The organism is Prevotella mikamonis, assembly GCF_055381405.1.
Map to the genome: position 1 here is coordinate 2504389 of NZ_AP035785.1, position 20911 is coordinate 2525299.

Sequence of the window (20911 nt, forward strand, 5' to 3'; positions counted from 1 at the left end):
CGCATAGAATGCTCGCGCATGCGTTAATTTATATAAAATGCACCTTTCTACTGCACACGGGTGAATGCTATATGCGAAATTTGTACTACCTTTGCATACATAGAGAATACGAATATAATTGTATTTTATAAAATAAAGAAAACAACTATGGTAATTGAAAAAGTACATGCTCGTGAGATTATTGACTCTCGTGGCAATCCTACAGTAGAAGTAGAAGTAACATTGGAAAATGGTGTGATGGGTCGTGCCAGCGTTCCATCTGGTGCTTCTACCGGTGAGAATGAGGCTCTTGAGCTTCGCGACGGCGACAAGAACCGTTTCGGTGGCAAGGGTGTTCTGAAGGCTGTAGAGAACGTGAACAACGTCATCGCTCCGGCATTGAAGGGCTTCTGCGTACTCGAACAGCGCAAGATCGACAACAAGATGCTTGAACTCGACGGTACTCCTACAAAGAGCAAGCTCGGTGCTAACGCCATTCTCGGTGTTTCTTTGGCCGTTGCTCAGACTGCTGCCAAGGCTCTCAATATCCCCTTGTATCGCTACATCGGTGGTTGCAATACCTATACTTTGCCCGTTCCTATGATGAACATCATCAACGGCGGTGCTCACTCTGACGCTCCTATCGCATTCCAGGAGTTCATGATTCGTCCTGTAGGCGCTAAGAACGAGAAGGAAGCTATCCGCATGGGTGCTGAAGTTTTCCACGCATTGGCAAAGAACCTGAAGAAGCGCGGACTCTCTACAGCCGTTGGCGACGAGGGTGGTTTCGCTCCTAGCTTCGATGGTATCGAGGATGCTCTCGACACAATCATCGCTTCTATCAAGGACGCTGGTTACAAGCCAGGTGATGATGTGAAGATTGCTATGGACTGTGCTGCTTCTGAATTTGCTGTTCAGGAGAATGGTCAGTGGTTCTATGACTATCGTCAACTCAAGAACGGTATGCCTAAGGACGTAAAGAATGGCAAGAAGCTCACAGCTGAAGAGCAGATTGCTTACTTGGAAGAACTCATCACAAAGTATCCTATCGACTCTATCGAGGACGGTCTTGATGAGAACGACTGGGAGAACTGGGTGAAACTGACAGCTAGGATTGGCGACCGTTGCCAGTTGGTTGGTGATGACTTGTTCGTTACTAACGTGAAGTTCCTGGAGAAGGGTATCAAGATGGGTGCAGCTAACTCAATCCTGATTAAGGTTAACCAGATTGGTTCATTGTCTGAGACTCTCGACGCTATCGAGATGGCTCACCGTCATGGTTACACCACTGTTACTTCTCACCGTTCTGGTGAAACAGAGGATACTACCATCGCTGACATTGCCGTAGCAACCAACTCTGGCCAGATTAAGACCGGTTCCATGAGCCGTACAGACCGTATGGCTAAGTACAACCAGCTCATCCGCATCGAAGAAGAGTTGTGCTGCTCAGCTAAGTATGGTTATACCAAGATGAAGTAAGAATCCCTCTCCATTCCTTTCTCTGCGAGAAGGAGCTGTATGGAGAAATAAATAAAGGATAGTTTCATACCGTGGAACTATCCTTTTTTCGTTTGCTTATGAAAAAGAAATCGCTTATTTTCCGTAGGATGGGCCTGTTAGTGGGAATCGTGCTGACCATCGTCTTTGTGGCATCATGCTATATGCTTTCGTTCTCGCTGTCGCCTAGAGCTGACAGAGAAGCACATGTGCAGACACGGCTACAGGAACTGACGGTCGCAAATCCCGAAATAAAACCCTGGATAGACAGCCTGCAACGCATACACGCGCTACGCGACACCATTATATATAAGGAGAACGGCGAGCGGATGCACGCCTACTATGTCTATGCCCCGAAACGTACCGGCCGTACAGCCTTGCTCGTCCACGGGTATAAAGACAGTGGCGTGGGCATGCTGCATATTGCCCATATCTACGCGCAGATGGGCTATAACGTGTTGCTTCCCGACCTCTATGCGCACGGGCAGAGTGATGGCGACCATATCCGGATGGGGTGGGAAGACCGCAAGGACGTATTGCGCTGGTCGGCCGTGGCCCATTCTCTCTTTGGCACGACGGCACAAGTGATTCACGGCATATCTATGGGAGCAGCCACAGTCATGATGTTGTCGGGCGATAACACGCCAGACTATATTCGTTGTTTCGTGGAAGATTGCGGATATACCGATGTCTGGGATGAGTTCAGCGGAGAACTCCGCAACCAATTCGATCTCCCTCCATTCCCTTTGATGTATACCACCAGTGCGCTTTGCAAGCTGCACTATGGCTGGTCGTTTGCCGAGGCTTCAGCGTTGAAGCAGGTAGCCCAATGCCATAAACCGATGCTGTTCATACATGGAACGGCCGATACCTATGTGCCTGTGCGCATGGTCTATCCGCTCTATGCTGCCAAACCGCAGCCCAAGCAGCTCGCTCTTTTCCCCCGTGCCGTCCATGCCATGAGCTATTCCACTCACCGCAAGGCATACATCCAGACCGTCAAGCGATTTGTGGAGAAATATATGGATTGACTGCAAAGGCCAAACAGCAATGCTGCAAAGTCCAGTCAGCAATGTTGCCAAGACTCTGCAGCATGATTGCAAAGCCTTGGCAGAAAACAAAGGGTATATCAGTACATAATTGTCTGACATACCCTTTGTTTACATTTCATCCTCAGACAGAGGATAAGAGAGAGAAACTATTTATATCCTTCGTTTTGTACAAGCTGGCTGTTGCGGTCGAGTTCGGCCTGGGGAATGGGCAGATAGCGTTGGAAAGGCTTGAATACGCGGTCTTCGAGTTTCCTTGCAGTCTGATTGGAAGATGTTGGTAGGGTGATGATGGCACGTCGTGTGGGATCGGTCTCTTTGTAGTCTATTGTTCCAATCATGTGGTACAGCGTCCCGTTCAGTACAGTCTCAGCTACCATCTTGCCCGATTTGTCTTTCCATCTTACGATGTCTGCCCGGCGCAGTCCTTCGCCTGCCAACTCTATGCAGCGTTCTCTTCTGACCAATTCTCTGATGGCGTCTTGCGTATTGTAGCGCGCGCGGTCTACAGGAATCTGTCCTCCACGCTTTCTCAGCATGTCGATGATGTCGAGTGCTTCCGTCAGATTCTTGTTTAGTTCCACATCGGCCTCGGCAATGGTCAGCAACACCTCGGCATATCTAAAGACTATCGGACACAGTCCTTCGTTGTCGAGTGCCGGCGAATACTGTGACAGCGGTGTGGTGTATTTGGCCCATATCATGCCCGATTTTGAAGAGTTGTTAGCTGCATCGTAGTAATCGGCATTTTTCTTACCATCAATATTTTTGTCTAAAGTATTGAAGACGCGTGTCTTACCGTTGGACCCCATCCAGTCCATACCGGGATAGACAACGGTCTTATACAGGCGTGGGTCTCTGTTGGCAAAGGGATGTACGGGGTCATAACCAGAACCCTTTTCGGTAATCGATTTGCCATTTGCCATCTCGAACATGTCTATCAGATTCTGTGTCGGTACGAAGGAAGCCCATCCACCATCCTGGTTATTGAACAGTCTGATGGCATTGCCAAATTCATAGGTAGTGGCTACATGCTGCATGGCACAGATGATTTCCTTGGAATCCTGACCACTCATAGAGAACATTTTCAGATAGTCGGAGTCGAGAGAGTATATTCCCAATTCCTTGATTTTATTGGCAGCATCGAGAGCTTGAGCATAGTCGCCCCAGTAGAGCGATGCACGCATTTTGATGGCCAAGGCTGTTCCACGTGCAATCCTCCCACGTTCGGCAGGCTTTTTGGCTAAATCTGGGATGGCAGCATCCAGTTCCTTATACACGTATTCCTTTACTTCGGCCTCGGTATTGCGAGCTACCTGTGCTTCGGTGGCAGTTTCGGCAAACTTGGTAATGAGCGGCACTCCTCCGTACCAGAAATTCATTTGGAAGTATCTCCAAGCTCTTATGGTACGTGCTTGCGCCATATAGTCTTTCTTGGTAGTCTCGTCGAGGAATGTGAGCGATTCTACGTTTTCCAGGAATGTCGTGCAGATGCGTATGGTGGAATAATCGTAGTACTTGATGGTCTTGGCTTGCGACAGCGAGCCGTTTCCCACGTATTTATAGTTGCTTGAACCGGTATGGTTGTAGCCTATGTCTGAAGTACAGTCGGAAAAGAATATGTCGGAAGACCCTGTATGAGGATTATACCAGGCACTATAGCATGCTGTGACAGCGCTCTTGACATCTTTCTCCGATTTCCAGAATGTAGATGGTGACAGAGCGTCTTGCGGTGCGGTGTCAAGAAACGACTCGCATGATGTGGTCGACAGCCCCATCAGGGCAATGGTGATGTATGTTTTAAAATCTTTCATCTTGCTGTGGTTTAGAATTTAATATTGATACCGAAAGAGTTTGTCATCAGTTGCGGATAGTGAGACCCACGGCCAGAAGGTGCTTCGGGATCTATATTCACAGGCAGATTGTCTAACTTGAAGAGATTTTCGGCTGCATAATATAGTCTGATGCGGTCCAGTCCTATCTTCTTGAGCCACTTGTTGGGTAGTGTATAACCTATTTGCAGACTCTTGCAACGCAGATAATTGGTGTTGAATATCCAGAATGAAGAACGGTTGGTGGGATAACTTGGCGACATTTTGGCTTCGGCAATATAGGGGAATTTTCCATTAGGATTGTCGGCAGACCACGCGTCAAACCACACTGTAGAGGGCGAAGATGTATCTCCGGTAAAGTCGCCTACCACCTCTTCGTTGAAATATCTGTTCACCCCGATAGCTCCTTGCAAGAGCATGGACAGGTCGAAGTTCTTATAAGTTCCAGACAGGCTGAGACCGAAAGTCATTTTAGGCTGCTCGGCTTTGAATACGGTGCGGTCGGCAGAAGTAAGTTTCCCGTCTTCGTTGACATCTACATAGCGTATGTCGCCGGCCTTGAATTTTCGGCCAAATGGATTGCCATATTTCTCAGTGAAGGCATCGGCTTCTTCCTTGCTTTGGAAAAGTCCGTCGGTTTGATAAGCAAAGAAAGAGCGGTAAGCACACCCCACGCGGTTGATGTAGTAATCGTCAATCATTTCATTGACACCGCCTAGGTCGAGTATCTCGTTCTTGTTGAAAGCCACGTTGCCCACAATGTTCATAGACCATTGCTTAGCTTGTTTCTGGTAACCTAGCGAAACTTCAATTCCGCTGTTCTGCATCGAGCCTACATTGTCCTTGTATGCCGACAGACCAAAGGTTCCCGGAACAGGTACCGACATGATGATACCGGTGGTCTTGCGATTATAATAATCCACGGTCAGGGTTAGTCCACGCAGTAATGTCATATCCAGACCGACGCCCCATGTAGTTGTTTTCTCCCAAGAGATGGTAGAGAGTTTGTATGAAGTTTGTGCAATACCAGTATTTACGACGCCATTGAAAGGATAATTTCTGCCGACAGAGTAAGTAAGCAAGGCTGGATAGTAGTCCGATAGTGCATCTTGATTACCTAATTGTCCCCATGATGCCCTGATTTTTAGGTTGTCCAACCAACTGCGGGTAGACTCCATGAAGCTCTCTTCGCTGATACGCCATCCTGCGGAGAAAGAGGGGAAGTAGCCCCATCGGTGTCCTCTGGCAAAGCGCGATGAGGCATCTGCACGCAGGTTTGCCTCAAACAAGTAGCGGTTGGCATACTCATAGTTGATGCGCCCGAAGTACGACATCATGGCCAATTCGCGCGAATAGCCTTTATTGGTCTGCGTAGATTCTGTACCGGCATCCATGTCTGTTACTTCATTATTGGGGAAGTCGGTGCGCGTTCCTTTCAGTTCTTTGTAGTTATAGTCTTCCAATCGGTAGCCCAAGAGTCCCTTTACGTCGTGTTGCCCGAATGTTTTATGATAGTTGAGCAGTGCATCAAAGGCATAGCGATTCCATAGATAGCTGGCATCGGTCAACTTGTTCGGGCCGTGGTATTTGTTCTTGTTGTACTGAATATCCTTGGTAAAAGCCTTGTAATCCTGCACATTGCTGATGTAAGTACCTTGTGCGGTCAGCACCAGCCCATCTATAATTTTGTAGTCTACAGACAGTATACCCGTGAAATTCTGATTCTTCCGCTGGATGGCTTGATCCAGGTCGAGCCATGCAATAGGGTTTCCGTCACCGATAGTGCCGTATGTCCCGTCTTCGTTTTTGTATGGTATCCAAGGCGCAATACGGTTCAGTTGTCGTAGAATCTGGTCGGAGCCGTCTCCCACGTACGAGTTATCTGCATCGTCATAGCTGTTGTTGATATAGGACAAATTGCTATGTGCGGTAAAATGGTCGGACAGTTTGATGTCGATATTGGAACGCACGTTGAACTGCATACGGTTACAATTGCGCAAGACTCCCTCCTGTGTGAGGAATCCTCCGGACGTCATGTACTTCACGAATTCGTTTCCACCGCTCACACTTATGTTGTGATGTTGCATGAAACCGCTCCCGTCGAAAGCCAATGAGTGCCAATCGGTGTTGGGATAGTTATAGGGATCGGACCCGTCGCGGAACTTTTTGATTTCTTCTTCAGAGAATTTCGGGGCTTTTCCACCGTTGCTTAAGGCCAGGTTATAATAAGTGGCGGCATCGGCAGAGTTCATTCTCTCGATGTGTCCTGTCTCCGATTGCCAGCCCACAGAGCCGCTGTAATTGACCGAGGGCTTGCCCACTGCGCCACGTTTGGTGGTAATCAGAATGACGCCATTGGCTGCTTTCGAACCGTAGATGGCTGCCGAGGCAGCATCTTTCAGCACTGATATGGACTCGATGTCATTAGGGTCGAGCGAGTTCATTGTACCGGTTTCCACACCATCAATCAGGATATACGGGCTGGCACTGTTCAGTGTGCCGGTTCCGCGCACTCTGATGGTAGCGCCTTCCTGTCCCGGTCGTCCTTGTCCTTGGGTCACTGCAACGCCTGGAGCCAGTCCCTGTATGGCACTGGACAGTGTTGTTACGGGGCGGTTGGCTAGGTCTTTGCTTCCGATATTGGCTACTGAACCGGTGAGATCCATCTTTTTCTGTGTGCCATACCCCACTACGACAATCTCTTCCAGAGCCGATACGTTGTCGGTCAAGACGATAGAAAGATTGTCCGTAGCTTTCACTTCTTGGTCGTTCGAACCGATGTATGAAATGAGCAGTGTACTTCCGACGGGTGCATTGAGTACGAATCGACCGTCTACGTCGGTTACCGTACCATTGGTAGTACCCTTCTGTACGACCGTTGCACCGGTCAGCGGCTCGCCTTTAGCGTCTTTAACCGTACCAGTGATTTGGCGTTGTTGGGCATTGGATGGACTTTGCTGTATCTTCCCTTTACTGATAATGATGTGTCCGTTGCTCATCTCATAGGTGTAGCCCGTCCCTTTGAGGATGCTTGCCAATGCTTTGTGAAGATTTCCATTGGCATCTTTGGCATTGACGACTCGGTTCAGGTCGATGGCAGCCACATCATAATCCACTGATTGCTTTGCTTGTTTCTCGATTTCCACGAAGGCTTCTTTCAGCGTCATACGGTCGCTCTTGAATCGAATATTCTGCGCATGCAGACTATTCGGCATCCATACAGCGGTCGTAAACAAGAGTCCCATGAACAAGCCATAATTCTTTTTGTTTTTCATCCTAATGGTTTATTAATGGTTATAAAAATTGGTTAGTCGTGTTTGATATGCACACAAAGGTTTCCCTTTTTACTATGAAGAAGGTTGCAGAGTGCTTGACGCACAGAAAATATTTGATTTTTTTGCGAAAGGTGTTAATCTGTGTTTTAATGCAGCTATGGTCGCGGAGTGATGTAAATACTGTCGCCTTTTTGTACGTAATCGAACGGAGTACAGATGTTGCTCAGCACTTTGAGAATGCAGTGGAGTGATTCGTCGGGTCTGAATTTTACATGGTATAGCCCCTTGATGTCTCTTACATTGTGACAGACGATATGTACATTGTAGCGATGTTGTAGTCGGGAAACCACTTCCTGAAAGTCGATGGCATCAAAGGTGAGAGTGCCTTGAGTCCACGACAGCACTTGCCTGGCATCTACAGTTACAATCGTTACTTCTTTACTTATCTTGTTGTAGATGAGTTTGTGGTCGGGGGTCATCAGATATTTAGGATTTGTTGGCTGGCCGGAGGATTGTTGCTGTAGGGCCACTTCGGTCTTTCCTTCCTTCAGGGTGGTCGATACCCATCTTGAATCAGGATTGGCCAGTACGTTGAATATAGTTCCCAATGCTTTGACCGAGAGTTGCTCTGTCTGCACAATGAATGGGTGTAGTGTGTCCTTGTGGATGGAGAAGTTTGCTTCTCCCGTCAGAAATACGGTGCGTGTGGCCGAGTTGAACTGACTGGGATAAATCAGTGTAGACCCGCCGTTGATGGTTGCCACGGTGCTGTCGGACAATATTACTTGGCGTGTTGTCCCGTTCGGCACGGTTATTTGTACCAGTCTGACATCTTCTTTTTCTACATGTTCGAAGCGTTTCAGCAACAGGATTGTAGTCATAGATGAGAAAAATATGAGCAGCGTAGCGGCTATGCCCAGTCGTACATACCGTGTTGTAGGTGTACGGTGGTGCATGACGGCTTTGATTCTCTGCAGATCTTCAATGGTTTCTGCCGAAGTTTCCTCCTTTGTCTCATTCCACAATAGCTCCATTGTATCTTCCTGCGCCGAGTGATTTTGGTTGTTTAACAGCCACCAGGCAAACTTCTTTTGTGTCAAGACACTGAATTTGTTCTTGCAGTATTGACGTATGACAGCTTGTATATCTTGATAGTCCATATCTTACTTTTATATATAGAAGAAGGTGAAAGCACCTTTTAGGCACAACGATTATCTGATTTGTTACATCCACAAGAGTATCATCAGTTTGATAACTTTCCTTATTTCGGACAGTGCTGCGCTCAGATGATTCTCTACAGTACGCTTGTTGATGCCCAACTGCTCGGCAATGTCGCTGTTCGAAAGATTCTTCTTCCTGCTCATGATAAAAACTTTCCGGCGTTGGGGTGTCATTTGCAAGAGAGTTGCATCTATAAGTTCTTGCAGTTGGTTGGCAAATATCTGTTCTTCTACGTTGTCTGTCAATGTGGGTTTCCTAAGCGCGTGGAGCAGATACTTATCTTCTACAAGGCTATGGTCGAGATAGTCGTAGATGGCAAACTTGGCGGTATGGAAGAGATAAGATTTGAAAGATTTCACCTGATGGCATCTCTCGCGTTCTCTCCATAGTTTCAGGAATACATCCTGACTGATATCGCGTGCAGTCTCATGGTTCTTGACAAAGCTCTCTATAAAAGCTACCAGCTTGGGCTGATACTTCAGGAAGAGCAGGTCGAAGGCCCTCTTGTCGCCTTGGGCGAACGCTTTTACGTGTGTTTCAAGGTTTGTGTCTCTCATGGGGCTTGTATGCTTTGAAGACTCTCAACGCTATCTTGTATCTATGATATTCTACCGTGTTTTTCCGAGTTCCCTTTGCAGTGCGGCCATGCGGGCGTTGCGCTCAAAGGAGTAAGTGCCACTGTTGGCTTCCAGATAGTCCAGCAGTGCGAAGGCTTTGGAGAGCATGATTTCGCGTGTAGGCCCTGTCTCCATGCTGCCTTCGTGGTAGTACAGCTCCGAAAGCATTTCGAGTTTCATGATGCGGCGTTCCTGTGTTTCGCCTTCGAGCGCGCGCATCACCTCGTCGATAGTGGCTGTGGCGTATAACGCATACGGCCCTACATATTGCTCATAGAGTTTGCGCAGCTCTTCTTTCCGAGCCGTAAACTCTTTCTTTTCCAGCACTTTGGCCAGTGCAGCCATGAATTCTTGAATCAGTCTGAGGTAGTAGTCGCGTTGTAGCATGCTTATGATTCGTTTTGAATACTTTCGTAGAGTTTCTTATAAAAAGGGTGTCGTGTGAGCGTATCTATGTCGCCCAGGATGATGAGTTTCATCCGGGCACGGGTGATGGCCACGTTCATTCGGCGCAAATCGTTGAGGAATCCTATCTGTCCCTCATCGTTGCTGCGTACCAGCGAAATGAGTATCACGTCGCGTTCCTGTCCCTGGAATCCGTCGACGGTATTCACAGAGATGAGATGACGGTAAGGCTTGAAGAAGGCGCGCTTGCCGATGAGGCGTCGCAGGTATTGCACCTGGGCGCGATAGGGCGAGATGATGCCCACGTCTATTCGCTCATCCAGCACTCGCTCCTTGCCTATTTTCTCGTAATATGCTTCCAGTTTCTGTAGTGTCAGTTCGGCTTCTTCTTTGTTGATACGTCCGAAACTCTCACCCACGAATGTCTCCTTGGCAGTCACTTCCGTGCGTTCCCATTCGATGGGGTTGTCATAGTCGAGTATGCCGCGGAACTTGATTTGCGGTGCGCTCTCCACCTGTCCGCCATAGAACCAGTCGCTCGAAAAGCGCATAATCTGCTCGTTCATGCGATATTGCACTTTGAGCAGCGTCACCACTTCGGGCTTGTTTTCCACGATGCGTTCCATGAGTGTCTTGCCAAGTCCTGCCCTCAGTGCTGCGATACTCTTCACCGTGGGTGGCAGCTGACAGTGGTCGCCGGCCAGAATCACGCGTGTGGCCTTGCGAATGGCAATCCAGCAGGCTGCTTCCAGTGCCTGGGCTGCCTCGTCGATGAAGAGTGTTCCGAACTTCTGGCGGTCGAGTAGGCGATTGGCTGCACCCGTTAACGTGGAGGCAACCACGCGTGCTTCGCCGAACAGTTGGGCGTTGATGCGAATCTCCAGTTCTGCAGCACGGCTCTTCAGTCGTTCCATTTTCTGATGATAGCGGTCGTCGCGCCCCTTTCTTTGGCTGCGCAACTCCCTGACAGCCTTTCTGATGGTCCATAGCTGGGGATAGTCCGGATGCGATTCGAAGCGTCGCTCGTAGGTGAACGACAGCATCTTGTCGTTCACGCGCGAGGGGTTTCCGATGCGTAGCACATTGATACCGCGGTCTACCAGCTTCTCCGATATCCAGTCTACGGCCATGTTGCTCTGCGCACAGACGAGCACCTGGCTTTCGCGCATCAGCGTCTCGTTGATGGCTTCTACCAGCGTAGTGGTCTTTCCCGTACCCGGCGGACCGTGTACTATTGCCACGTCCTTGGCCCACAGCACCTCGTTCACAGCCTTTTCCTGTGTGGCATTGAGCCACGGAAACCGTGTGGCTGCAAAGCTGAAGCGTTCGGCAGGGCGGTGCGAATAGAACAAATCGCGCAGATAGGCCAGTCGGTTTCCATCGGCACGGATTACCTTGTCGAGGGCTTCGAACATCAGCCGGTAGCTGGTCTCGTCGAAAAACAACTGCACACCTATCGTCGATGTGCAGGCCTGCACATCAGACAAGCGGGCCGAGTCGGGTACGGTTATTACCATGCGGTCGTCCTCTACGTAGCTCACCGAGCCTGTAAAGGGAAAGTAGTGTATACGCCCACTCTCGCCATCTACGCGGAACAGCACCACCGGTCGCCCATATTCGAAGTTGCACTCTATCTCTTCGTCGCTTGTGCGGAATACTTCGAGCGAGAGTTGGTTCAGCGAATTGTAGTAATTTTTGCCCACTCTCAGCGGATACCAGGCGTCGCCGCGCTTCACCTTTCGTTGCAGTCCCATCGTTTCGGTCTGCTTTCGAAAGGCCTCTTTCTCTGTGTTGTATTCCAGTTCGAGCAACAACCGTTGTTGCCTGAGACTTTGTAGGGTCGACGATTCACTCATAGTTGCATGCAAAAATAGCAATAAATATGATAATGGCAAATAAACATTCAATATAGGGAATGATATGACGATAAAAACCATCTTACTACAATAAAAGTACAGGAAAAATAGTATATTTGCATATTATAATACTTCATCATGAATAAAGAAGAGTTTTTAGACATTCTGACAAGAGAGGTTGAAGGGTATAAAGCATATCTGGAAACTGCCAATAATGAATGGATTGTTAAAGGATTTATAGATGTTGACAAAAATGTCTATACAATTACTCATGATACAAAAGTAGTATCTAAGATTATAGAAATACTCTTAATACCCAAACTTGATAAATTTGCTCGTAATCATGGAATGCAATTAGAATTGCCGAGTAAACAGAATTTCTATCCGGACTTAACATTTAAAGATGCTGAAGGTCATTTGTTTGCTGTAGACTTTAAGACAAGTTATTATGAAGGAGACCATGTTAATGGTCTGACGTTAGGTTCATATTGGGGATATTTTCGTGATAGGAACTCTGTCAAGAATATGGATTATACTTATAACTCTTATTCTTCACATATTGTATTGGGTATACTTTATAAGCAATCGGATAAGCTGATTGATAAAAAGAGCAAGTATAAAGTTGATGAACTGAATCTTATAGAATCGGTTATCAATAACTTTATATTCTTTGTCCAACCTAAATGGAAGATTGCCAACGTAATTCCTGGAAGTGGAAATACTAGGAATATAGGTGGAATCAGTAATATAAAGGAACTTGTAGAAGGACATGGCCCTTTTGCTGAATTGGGCGAAACGGTGTTTGATGATTACTGGTCGGGTTATTATAATAAAGTAGATGCTCGAACCGCAGGAATCGGTGAACCGCATTATACAAATCTTGAATCATATAAGAAGTACTTGCAAAGGCAAAAGAAACTTTTGGATAAATTAAAATAGTATGTCGATAGTAGTCCCTCCCATCAAGTCACAAGGAATTAAAACGAAACTTATTCCTTGGATTACTGATTTAGTTTTGCATTCCGGTGTCAGCGAGAATGCAAGATGGATAGAACCTTTTTTGGGGACAGGAGTTGTTGGATTTAATTCACCCTTAAAGGGGGAACATATTGTTGGGGATACAAATCCGCATATTATTCATTTCTATAATAGTGTTCTTAACGGAAAAGTGAACGCCTTTAATATGCGAGCTTATTTGGAAAAAGAGGGAAGAATTTTGTCTGAGGCCGATGAAAATGGATATACATATTTTCGTAAGATAAGGACAAGATTTAATAGTGAGCATAGTCCTTTTGACTTTATCTTCCTCTCACGGGCAGGCTTCAATGGCATGATGCGTTTTAACAGGAAAGGAGAATGGAATGTTCCTTTCTGTAAGAAACCTAATAGATTTTCGCCAAGTTATATTACTAAAATATGCAATCAGGTTGATGCTGTAAGACGTGTTATAACATCCAGTCCGTGGGAATTTAAGCATGTCGGTTTTAGGGAGACTATAGAGCAGGCGCAAAAAGGAGATCTTATTTATTGTGATCCTCCTTATTTTGGTCGTTATACTGATTATTTTAATAATTGGACAGAGCAAGACGAATTGGATTTATATGAGGCATTGAGACGTACTCCGGCCAATTTTATCCTATCAACTTGGCATCATAATCAGTATCGAGAGAATGAAATGATTCCTAGTATTTGGAAAGATTTTAATATCGAAACGACAGAACATTTCTATCATGGAGGTGCTCATATAGAGAATAGGCATGCAATGACAGAAGCGTTGGTATTCAATTTTGAGCGGACGGAGAAATCTTTGGGGGTAGAAAAATCTATAGAACAGGAATTGGAATTGGCCTTCGTATAAGGTTAACTCGTCCATTTGTCCATCCCATAAGTTCATTTCTTTTTTATATTGCTAATGTATCGTTTTCCTGCAAAGGCTCGGCAGCGTTGCTGTCTGAGGCTCTGTAGGGTCGAGATTCACTCATAGTTGCATGCAAAAATAGCAATAAATATGCTAACGGCAAAGTCCGCTGTCATGGCTTTTCCTATGAATTCGTGTTGGGGGCAGTTGGTTGGCTCACCTCTTTGCATTCGTCTGGCAGGACACCTTTCTTGATTTCCGTGAGATAGAATTTTGTGAATTCGCGCTTGATTTCATCGCGTACCCTGGCAAATTCGCGATGTATGAATTCCTTGTTGCCAGTGAGTGCAGACGGGTCTTCAAATCCTATGTGCAGTCGTTTTCCCACTTGGCCTTGGAACATGGGGCAAGTCTCGTTGGCATGGTCGCACACGGTGATGACATAGTCCCACCGTTGGTCCAGATAACGTTCTACCGCTGTGGGTGTATGCGTGCTGATGTCGATACCGGCCTCCTGCATGATGGTTACCGCCATGGCATTGACTTGGGCCGCAGGCTGTGTCCCGGCCGAACAAACTTCGAGTGTCTTGTCGAGCGATTGCAGGAAACCATGCGCCATTTGGCTGCGACAACTGTTGCCCGTGCATAAAATTAGGATTCTTGACATATTATGTCGGCAAATATACGCACATGGTTTTGAATGGCCAAACAGATGGCTGGGAAATTGACAGATAAACTCTTCTGCTTGGGGAATGTGCGAGATGCCGACGGCTCAGAGACCATGATGTCGGCTCATGGTGTCATGCTGCTTGCCTAGGTTGTCTTCACTCGTTTTTCTGCAGGGCCTTGGCAGTGTTGCTGCCTGGGCTTTGCAGCATTGCTGTTTGGTCCTTGCAGCGATGCTGCGGAGGCTTTGCAGTGAACAACAGATAATTCTGATACAGATTGACTGTGTTTCATTGGGCCGACAGCTATGTGTTCCTTATTATCAATGTGCTTTGTATTTAGGGCGAATGCAATTCGCCCCTACAGGTGATTTGATTGATATGTTGTATCAATAGTATGAATGTGGTAATGATATTTGGATTCTGTAGGGGCGAATTGCATTCGCCCTTACGGTTGGATATAGAAACAATCGTCCTGCCAATATTGTGGATTGTAATAGATGTATTGGGTAATCTTATGGTAGGATTGTTCGTTTCTTATGATGTGTTCAAAATAGTTTCTTTGCCAAGGAGATTGTTTAGAGCGACGATGATGTATTGCTGGATGATAGATTGGCATGGTCGTGTTTATCGGACGAATTCAATTCGCCCCCTACGAGTTGGATGATGGATATATCATACCAACGGCAACGAACTGCCGATGAGCTTCTGGTAGATGTCGAGGGCATAGACATCGGTCATGCCACTGACGTAATCTATCACGGCCATGATACGGTTTTCCAGATTGTCGTTGCGAATGTCGTACTGGCTGCTTACCAGGTTGATGAGCTGTCTGGAATGGAATTTGTTGGGGTTGACGACTGCATCGACGAGCGTTTCCATCAATGTCTCCATGATTTTGTAACCGCTAAGCTCGATGTCCAGTACCGGTTTGCTGGTGTAGATGAGCCGATACGACTCCTCGGCACAGCGTTTGTAAGCGTCGCGTTGCAGTGGGCTGATGTGGTCGACAAGGCTTCCCTCGAATGTTCCGGCCAGGATTTCGTCCTCGTGTTCGACGAATGCGGCCACGCATTCGCTTTCCAACTTGCCGATGGCACAGGCCCGCATGTAGACTACACGCTCGTTTTCGTCGGTTATATGCTCGTCTTCGATACGCTGTTTCACGCGCTGCTGCTCTTCGGGGGCTAGGAAACCGAGCAATAATTCCGTCGTCTGTTCGTAGGAGAGGATGCGCAGTTTGTGTGAATCCTCAATATCCATGACCTCGTAGCAGATGTCGTCGGCCGCCTCAACGAGATACACCAGCGGGTGTCGGGCGTATGCCAACGGTTCGCCGGAAGCCGATGTGCGGATAATACCCAGTTCGTCGGCTATCGTACAATAGGTGTCGCGCTCGAACTGGAAGAATCCGAATTTGCCGTGATGGCCGCTTTGTCCCGATGAGAAAGGGTATTTTACGATGCTCGCCAGGGTGGTGTAGGTCATGGCAAAACCGCCTACGCGCCGACCGTTGAACTGATGGGTGAGCAGTCGGAAAGCGTTGGCATTACCTTCAAAGTGGGTAATGTCGCTCCAGAATTGAGGGTCCATACGGGCTTTGAGGGCTGCTCCCTCGCCCTCTTCGAAGAAGGCTTGTATGGCTTTCTCGCCACTATGGCCGAACGGCGGATTGCCCATATCGTGTGCCAGACAGGCAGTGCTGACGATAGTTCCTATCTCTTCGAAGAGTGTTCCGGCGAGTTCGGGATGGCGTTTTTTTAGCAGCGAGGCCACGTCGTTGCCCAGCGACATGCCCACCGAAGCCACTTCGAGCGAGTGGGTGAGTCGGTTGTGTACGAATACCGAGCCGGGAAGCGGAAACACCTGCGTCTTGTTCTGTAGCCGGCGGAAAGGGGCAGAGAAGATGAGGCGGTCATAGTCGCGCTTGAATTCCGAGCGGTCGTCGTGCCAGTCGGCATGTCTGTATTCCTGTCCTAAGCGTTTGTTGGATATGAGTTGTAGCCAGTTCATGTGCTGATAGTGTCTTAAAAGGGTTATAAGAGACGGCATTCCGTCGCATTGTTTGACAAAAGTAGCAATAAAAAGTCATAACCTTGTGCCTTTTGATAGTTTTTTGTATTTTTGCAAGGATGGAACTTCGACAACTTAGATATTTCTTGAAGACCGCCGAGCTGCTCTCGTTTTCGGAGGCGGCCAAGGCTCTGTCTATCACGCAAAGCACGCTTTCGCAGCAAATTAAGCATCTGGAACACGAGCTGGGTGTGGAGCTGTTCCAGCGCAACAGTCATGAGGTGCAGCTCACGGAAGCGGGCGAACACATGGTCCCCAACGCGCGGGCGACACTCGTTTCGGCCGATACATGCGTGGAAAGCATCAATGAGTTGAAGGCCATCATGACGGGAACGCTGAACATCGGTGTCACATATACGTTCAGTCCGCTGCTCACCGACGCCCTGTTCGACTTCACCCGCCACTATCCGCATGTACACATGCACATCATCTACAAACCGATGAGCGAGCTTATGGAGATGTTGCAACAGCGTGAACTCGACTTCGTACTGGCTTTCAAGCCCTCTGAACGCTATGCCAACATCGAGAGCCACGTACTCTTCAGTACTCGGCTGACGGCCGTGGTACGCACTGGTCATGCCCTGACACGCCAGTCTTCGGTGTCGTTATCCGAGCTTGACTGCTGCGACATGGTGTTGCCGGCTACGGGATTGCAGGCACGTAATGCCTTCGATAGGATATTGGCCGACACCGACCATCATCCCCATGTACTCATAGAGTTGAACGATGTGGAGATATTGTTGAAACTCGTGCGTCGCAGCAACTATGTTTCTGTGCTGGCAGAGACCACCATTCACGATATCGAAGGGGTGCAGGGAGTGCCTTTGGCCAGTTGCGACGACTCGATGGAAGGCTGCATCCATGTGCGTAAGAATACGTATGTGAAGAACTCGGCACGCGAATTCTACCGCATGCTCAGCGAGTCTGACGCCATCAAGCGTTATTCAGTATTGGCCGACTTGATGTAATCATCGGCCATATCATATACCAATCAAACTACTACCTATGAAAAGAAAGACTATTCTAACTATGCTGTTGTTGGCCTGTTCGATGACTGTCGTGGCACAACAGTACCCCTTTCAGAATGTGAAACTGTCGGCCGAAGAGCGCGCTGCCGACCTTGTAAGCCGACTCACTTTGGAGGAAAAGGCCTCCCAAATGATGAATACATCGCCTGCAATACCGCGTCTGGGCATTGCCGGATTCCAATGGTGGAGCGAGGCTTTGCACGGTATCGGGCGCAATGGCACGGCTACCGTATTCCCGATAACGATGGGCATGGCAGCCAGTTTCGACGACGAACTGCTCTATCGGGTGTTCGATGCGGTGAGCGACGAGGGCCGTGCGAAGTACGAGACGGCCAAGCGTGAAGGCTCTTTCGAGCAGAATCGCGGTCTCTCTTTCTGGACTCCGAACATCAATATATTCCGCGATCCGCGCTGGGGACGCGGTCAGGAGACCTATGGAGAAGACCCTTACCTCACTGCGCGCATGGGATTGGCAGTGGTAGAAGGACTACAAGGCGGTCGCACTCAGAACAAATATTATAAACTGTTGGCCTGTGCCAAGCACTTTGCCGTGCATAGCGGACCGGAGTGGAATCGTCATTCGTTTAATATAGAAGACCTCCCGGCACGCGATTTATACGAGACTTACCTTCCTGCCTTCAAGACATTGGTGCAAGAGGGCGACGTGCGTGAGGTGATGTGTGCCTATCAGCGGTTTGAGGGAGAGCCTTGTTGCGGAAGCAATCGACTCTTGCAACAGATATTAAGGAATGATTGGAATTACACAGGAATAGTGACCAGCGACTGCGGAGCGGTGAGTGATTTCTGGGAACCGGGGCGACATGGCGTCGCCAAAACACCGGCAGAGGCTTCTTCCAAGGCTGTCCTTTCGGGTACGGATGTAGAGTGTGGCGATGTGTATAAGTCGTTGCCGGAGGCTGTCAAGGCCGGTTTTATCTCCGAAGCACAGGTGGATAGGAGTCTGCGCCGACTCTTTGTAGAGCGCATCAAACTCGGTACGCTCGACCCAGATTCGCTCGTCAGTTGGACCAAAATACCGCAATCGGTCATTGCGAGCAAAGAGCATAAGGCACTGGCATACGAAATGGCGCGCCGCTCGATGGTGCTGTTGCAGAACAGGAACAATCTGCTGCCGTTGCGTAAGAGTGGACAGCGCATTGTCGTCATGGGGCCGAATGCGGCCGATTCTACGATGTTGTGGGGCAATTACAATGGATTTCCCACACATACCACGACGATTCTGGCCGGCATTCAGGAAAAGTCGGCAAGTGTGAGATATGTCAAAGGCTGTGGATTGATGCGCAATGTGGTCGAGCCGAAAGCTGCTGGTGAAAAATCGACCGAAGTTGCTGAAGAGCAGATTTTGCGTCAGGTGGGCGATGCCGACGTCGTTGTTTTCGTGGGAGGAATATCCCCTCGTCTCGAAGGGGAGGAAATGCCAGTCAACGAACCTGGCTTCCGTGGTGGCGACCGTACCGATATAGAGTTGCCACAGGCCCAGCGCGACATTATCATGAAGCTGCACCAGATGGGCAAGCGCGTGGTGTTCGTCAACTGTTCGGGTAGTGCTGTGGGCCTTGTTCCGGAGAGTCGGCATGCCGATGCCATCGTTCAGGCATGGTATGGTGGTGAGTTCGGGGGCAAGGCAGTGGCCGATGTGCTTTTCGGCGACTACAATCCTAGTGGAAAATTGCCGGTTACTTTTTACAAGAATGTCGGTCAGTTGCCCGATTTCGAAGACTATCGCATGGCCGGACGCACCTATCGTTACTTCAAGGGTGAGCCGCAATTCCCCTTCGGTTTCGGTCTCAGCTATACCACGTTCAAGCTTAGCAACCTGACTTACGATGCACAACGTGGGGTAGTGGAAATAGATGTGAAGAACACGGGAAAGCGCGATGGCGCAGAGACAGTACAGATATACGTACGCAACAAAGCCGACAAGAATGGGCCGTTGAAGTCGTTGCGTGCCTTCAAACATGTCGAGGTGAAGGCTGGAAAAACCAGTCATGTCTGCTTGGAGTTCCCACGTGAACGTTTTGAAGGTTGGGACGAGTCGACCAATACGATGCGTACAGTGCCCGGAAACTATCAGTTGAGCACCGCTTCTACACAGACACCCGACCAACTTACCCTCGATATCATGCTCAGGTAGGCTGGTCGGGCGATGTCGGCACTATCCTTACAGCAGCTCTTTCAGCTCTGCCAGATGGATGCCGTTGCTCCCTTTGATAAGAATATAATAGCCGCGAGGTTGCAGTTTTGCAATCTCGCTTTTTACTTCCTCCACGTCTTTGAACTTACGGAAGTCGCACCGTGTCTTCCCGAATTCCTCGCCGACGAGCCACACACGGCCCACTTCTTTCCCGGCAATGAGTTCCACCATCTTCTGATGTTCCTCAGCACTTGCTTCACCCAGTTCTCTCATATCGCCCAGAATAGCCATCTTATGCTCGTCTCGGATGAGACTGAAGTTCTGGATAGCCGCTGCCATGCTCGTAGGATTGGCGTTATAGGCATCGACAATGAGTTTGTTGTGCGCCGTTACGTCCAGCTGACTGCGGTTGTTGCTCGGTATGTAGTTGGCCAGTGCCTCGCTTATCTGTTCGGGCGAGACGCCGAAGCGCACGCCAATGGCAATGGCAGCCAGCATATTGTCCAGATTGTAAGCCCCGATGAGATGCGTCTCGACTTCATGCCACGGTCCATCGCCCCACTGCCAGCGGAAGTGTAAGAACGGCGTGCAGTCAATAAGCTCTCCACGTGTTGCAATCGTTGCGTCGTCACTTTGTCCGTAGTACGTGGCCTTGTCGATGCCTGCACGCTCCCGCATCTGCTCCAGATAAGGGTTGTCGCGATTGGCAAACACTTCGCAATGGTGGGCATGCAGATAGTCGTACAGCTCTCCCTTGGTGCGCATCACGCCCTCAAACGAGCCGAATCCTTGCAGATGGGCCTTTCCCACATTCGTTATCAGTCCGCAGGTGGGTTCTACCGTCTCCACCAGTGTCTTGATGTCGCCGGGATGACTGGCCCCCATCTCGATAACGGCAATCTGATGTTGCTTTTCCAACCGCAATAGTGTCTTGGGTACTCCCACATCGTTGTTGAAATTGCCCTGCGTATACAGCACGTCGTATCGCCGCTCCAGCACGGCAGCAATGAGTTCCTTGGTCGTAGTCTTGCCGTTAGTTCCCGTGATACCAATCACAGGTATGTCGAACCGCCGACGGTGTTCGCGGGCCATATCCTTGAAGGCTTGCAGCACATCGGGCACGAGTATGTAGCGCGCATCGCCCTCGACGGCATATTCGGCTTCGTCGACCACGGCATAGGCACACCCTTTTTCCAACGCCGCGGCGGCAAACTTGTTGCCGTTGAACGACTCGCCCTTGAGGGCAAAGAAGATAGAGCCGGCAGGGCAATCGCGGCTGTCGGTGGTTGCCTGTCCCTGTTTCAGGTACAGTGCATATAATTCGGTTGCATTCATTCGTATAGTGTTATTCAAGAACAAACTTACATATTTTTTCGCGAGCTGCATGCAAGTGCTCTTCTG

Annotated in this window: 15 protein-coding genes; 6 read left to right on the top strand and 9 right to left on the bottom strand. The window is 48.8% G+C overall.

Annotated features, from left to right (window positions below):
* Window positions 1–147 precede the first annotated feature (147 nt).
* The gene (eno, locus tag ACZ42L_RS10485) at window positions 148–1458 is read left to right on the top strand and encodes a phosphopyruvate hydratase (protein ID WP_464716055.1); all 1311 of its coding nucleotides are present in this window, start codon (window positions 148–150) and stop codon (window positions 1456–1458) included.
* A 98-nt stretch (window positions 1459–1556) separates the two neighbouring features.
* Complete coding sequence (locus ACZ42L_RS10490) at window positions 1557–2507, top strand: alpha/beta hydrolase (RefSeq protein ID WP_464716056.1); 951 nt, start codon at window positions 1557–1559, stop codon at window positions 2505–2507.
* Window positions 2508–2674: 167 nt separating this feature from the next.
* On the opposite strand, the gene ACZ42L_RS10495 is transcribed toward ACZ42L_RS10490, so the two are convergent.
* From ACZ42L_RS10495 to ACZ42L_RS10520, 6 genes are all read right to left on the bottom strand, one after another.
* Complete coding sequence (locus tag ACZ42L_RS10495; protein WP_464716057.1) at window positions 2675–4339, bottom strand: RagB/SusD family nutrient uptake outer membrane protein; 1665 nt, start codon at window positions 4337–4339, stop codon at window positions 2675–2677.
* An 11-nt stretch (window positions 4340–4350) separates the two neighbouring features.
* Window positions 4351–7632 (bottom strand): TonB-dependent receptor, encoded by a 3282-nt coding sequence (locus tag ACZ42L_RS10500; RefSeq protein WP_464699110.1) that lies wholly within the window; start codon window positions 7630–7632, stop codon window positions 4351–4353.
* Window positions 7633–7787: 155 nt separating this feature from the next.
* Window positions 7788–8792, bottom strand: a complete 1005-nt coding sequence (locus ACZ42L_RS10505; protein ID WP_464699112.1) for a FecR family protein — start codon at window positions 8790–8792, stop codon at window positions 7788–7790.
* A 63-nt stretch (window positions 8793–8855) separates the two neighbouring features.
* Window positions 8856–9410, bottom strand: coding sequence for an RNA polymerase sigma-70 factor (locus ACZ42L_RS10510; protein WP_464716058.1), 555 nt, complete (start codon window positions 9408–9410; stop codon window positions 8856–8858).
* A gap of 51 nt (window positions 9411–9461) precedes the next feature.
* The gene (locus ACZ42L_RS10515) at window positions 9462–9857 is read right to left on the bottom strand and encodes a hypothetical protein (RefSeq protein ID WP_464716059.1); all 396 of its coding nucleotides are present in this window, start codon (window positions 9855–9857) and stop codon (window positions 9462–9464) included.
* 2 nt (window positions 9858–9859) lie between these two features.
* Window positions 9860–11731 carry an AAA domain-containing protein gene (locus ACZ42L_RS10520; RefSeq protein ID WP_464716060.1) on the bottom strand — a complete coding sequence of 624 codons (1872 nt, stop codon included), beginning with the start codon at window positions 11729–11731 and terminating at the stop codon, window positions 9860–9862.
* A 138-nt stretch (window positions 11732–11869) separates the two neighbouring features.
* Between ACZ42L_RS10520 and ACZ42L_RS10525 the strand changes: the two genes are divergently transcribed.
* Window positions 11870–12670, top strand: coding sequence for a type II restriction endonuclease (locus ACZ42L_RS10525; protein WP_464699118.1), 801 nt, complete (start codon window positions 11870–11872; stop codon window positions 12668–12670).
* Window position 12671: 1 nt separating this feature from the next.
* Window positions 12672–13589, top strand: coding sequence for a DNA adenine methylase (locus tag ACZ42L_RS10530; protein WP_464699120.1), 918 nt, complete (start codon window positions 12672–12674; stop codon window positions 13587–13589).
* A gap of 184 nt (window positions 13590–13773) precedes the next feature.
* Here the strand turns inward: ACZ42L_RS10530 and ACZ42L_RS10535 are convergent, their stop codons facing one another.
* Both ACZ42L_RS10535 and dgt read right to left on the bottom strand, forming a co-directional pair.
* Window positions 13774–14256 carry an arsenate reductase ArsC gene (locus ACZ42L_RS10535; protein WP_464699121.1) on the bottom strand — a complete coding sequence of 161 codons (483 nt, stop codon included), beginning with the start codon at window positions 14254–14256 and terminating at the stop codon, window positions 13774–13776.
* A gap of 673 nt (window positions 14257–14929) precedes the next feature.
* Window positions 14930–16267, bottom strand: coding sequence for a dGTP triphosphohydrolase (gene dgt, locus ACZ42L_RS10540; RefSeq protein ID WP_464716061.1), 1338 nt, complete (start codon window positions 16265–16267; stop codon window positions 14930–14932).
* 119 nt (window positions 16268–16386) lie between these two features.
* Here dgt and ACZ42L_RS10545 point away from each other — a divergent pair, with 119 nt between their 5' ends.
* Entirely contained in the window at window positions 16387–17295 is a 909-nt protein-coding gene (locus tag ACZ42L_RS10545; RefSeq protein WP_464716062.1) for a LysR substrate-binding domain-containing protein, read from the top strand.
* A gap of 37 nt (window positions 17296–17332) precedes the next feature.
* Window positions 17333–19510, top strand: a complete 2178-nt coding sequence (locus tag ACZ42L_RS10550; RefSeq protein WP_464716063.1) for a glycoside hydrolase family 3 C-terminal domain-containing protein — start codon at window positions 17333–17335, stop codon at window positions 19508–19510.
* A gap of 27 nt (window positions 19511–19537) precedes the next feature.
* On the opposite strand, the gene ACZ42L_RS10555 is transcribed toward ACZ42L_RS10550, so the two are convergent.
* A complete protein-coding gene (locus ACZ42L_RS10555; protein ID WP_464716064.1) occupies window positions 19538–20845 on the bottom strand; it encodes a UDP-N-acetylmuramoyl-tripeptide--D-alanyl-D-alanine ligase in 1308 nt (435 codons plus the stop codon).
* Window positions 20846–20911 lie beyond the last annotated feature (66 nt).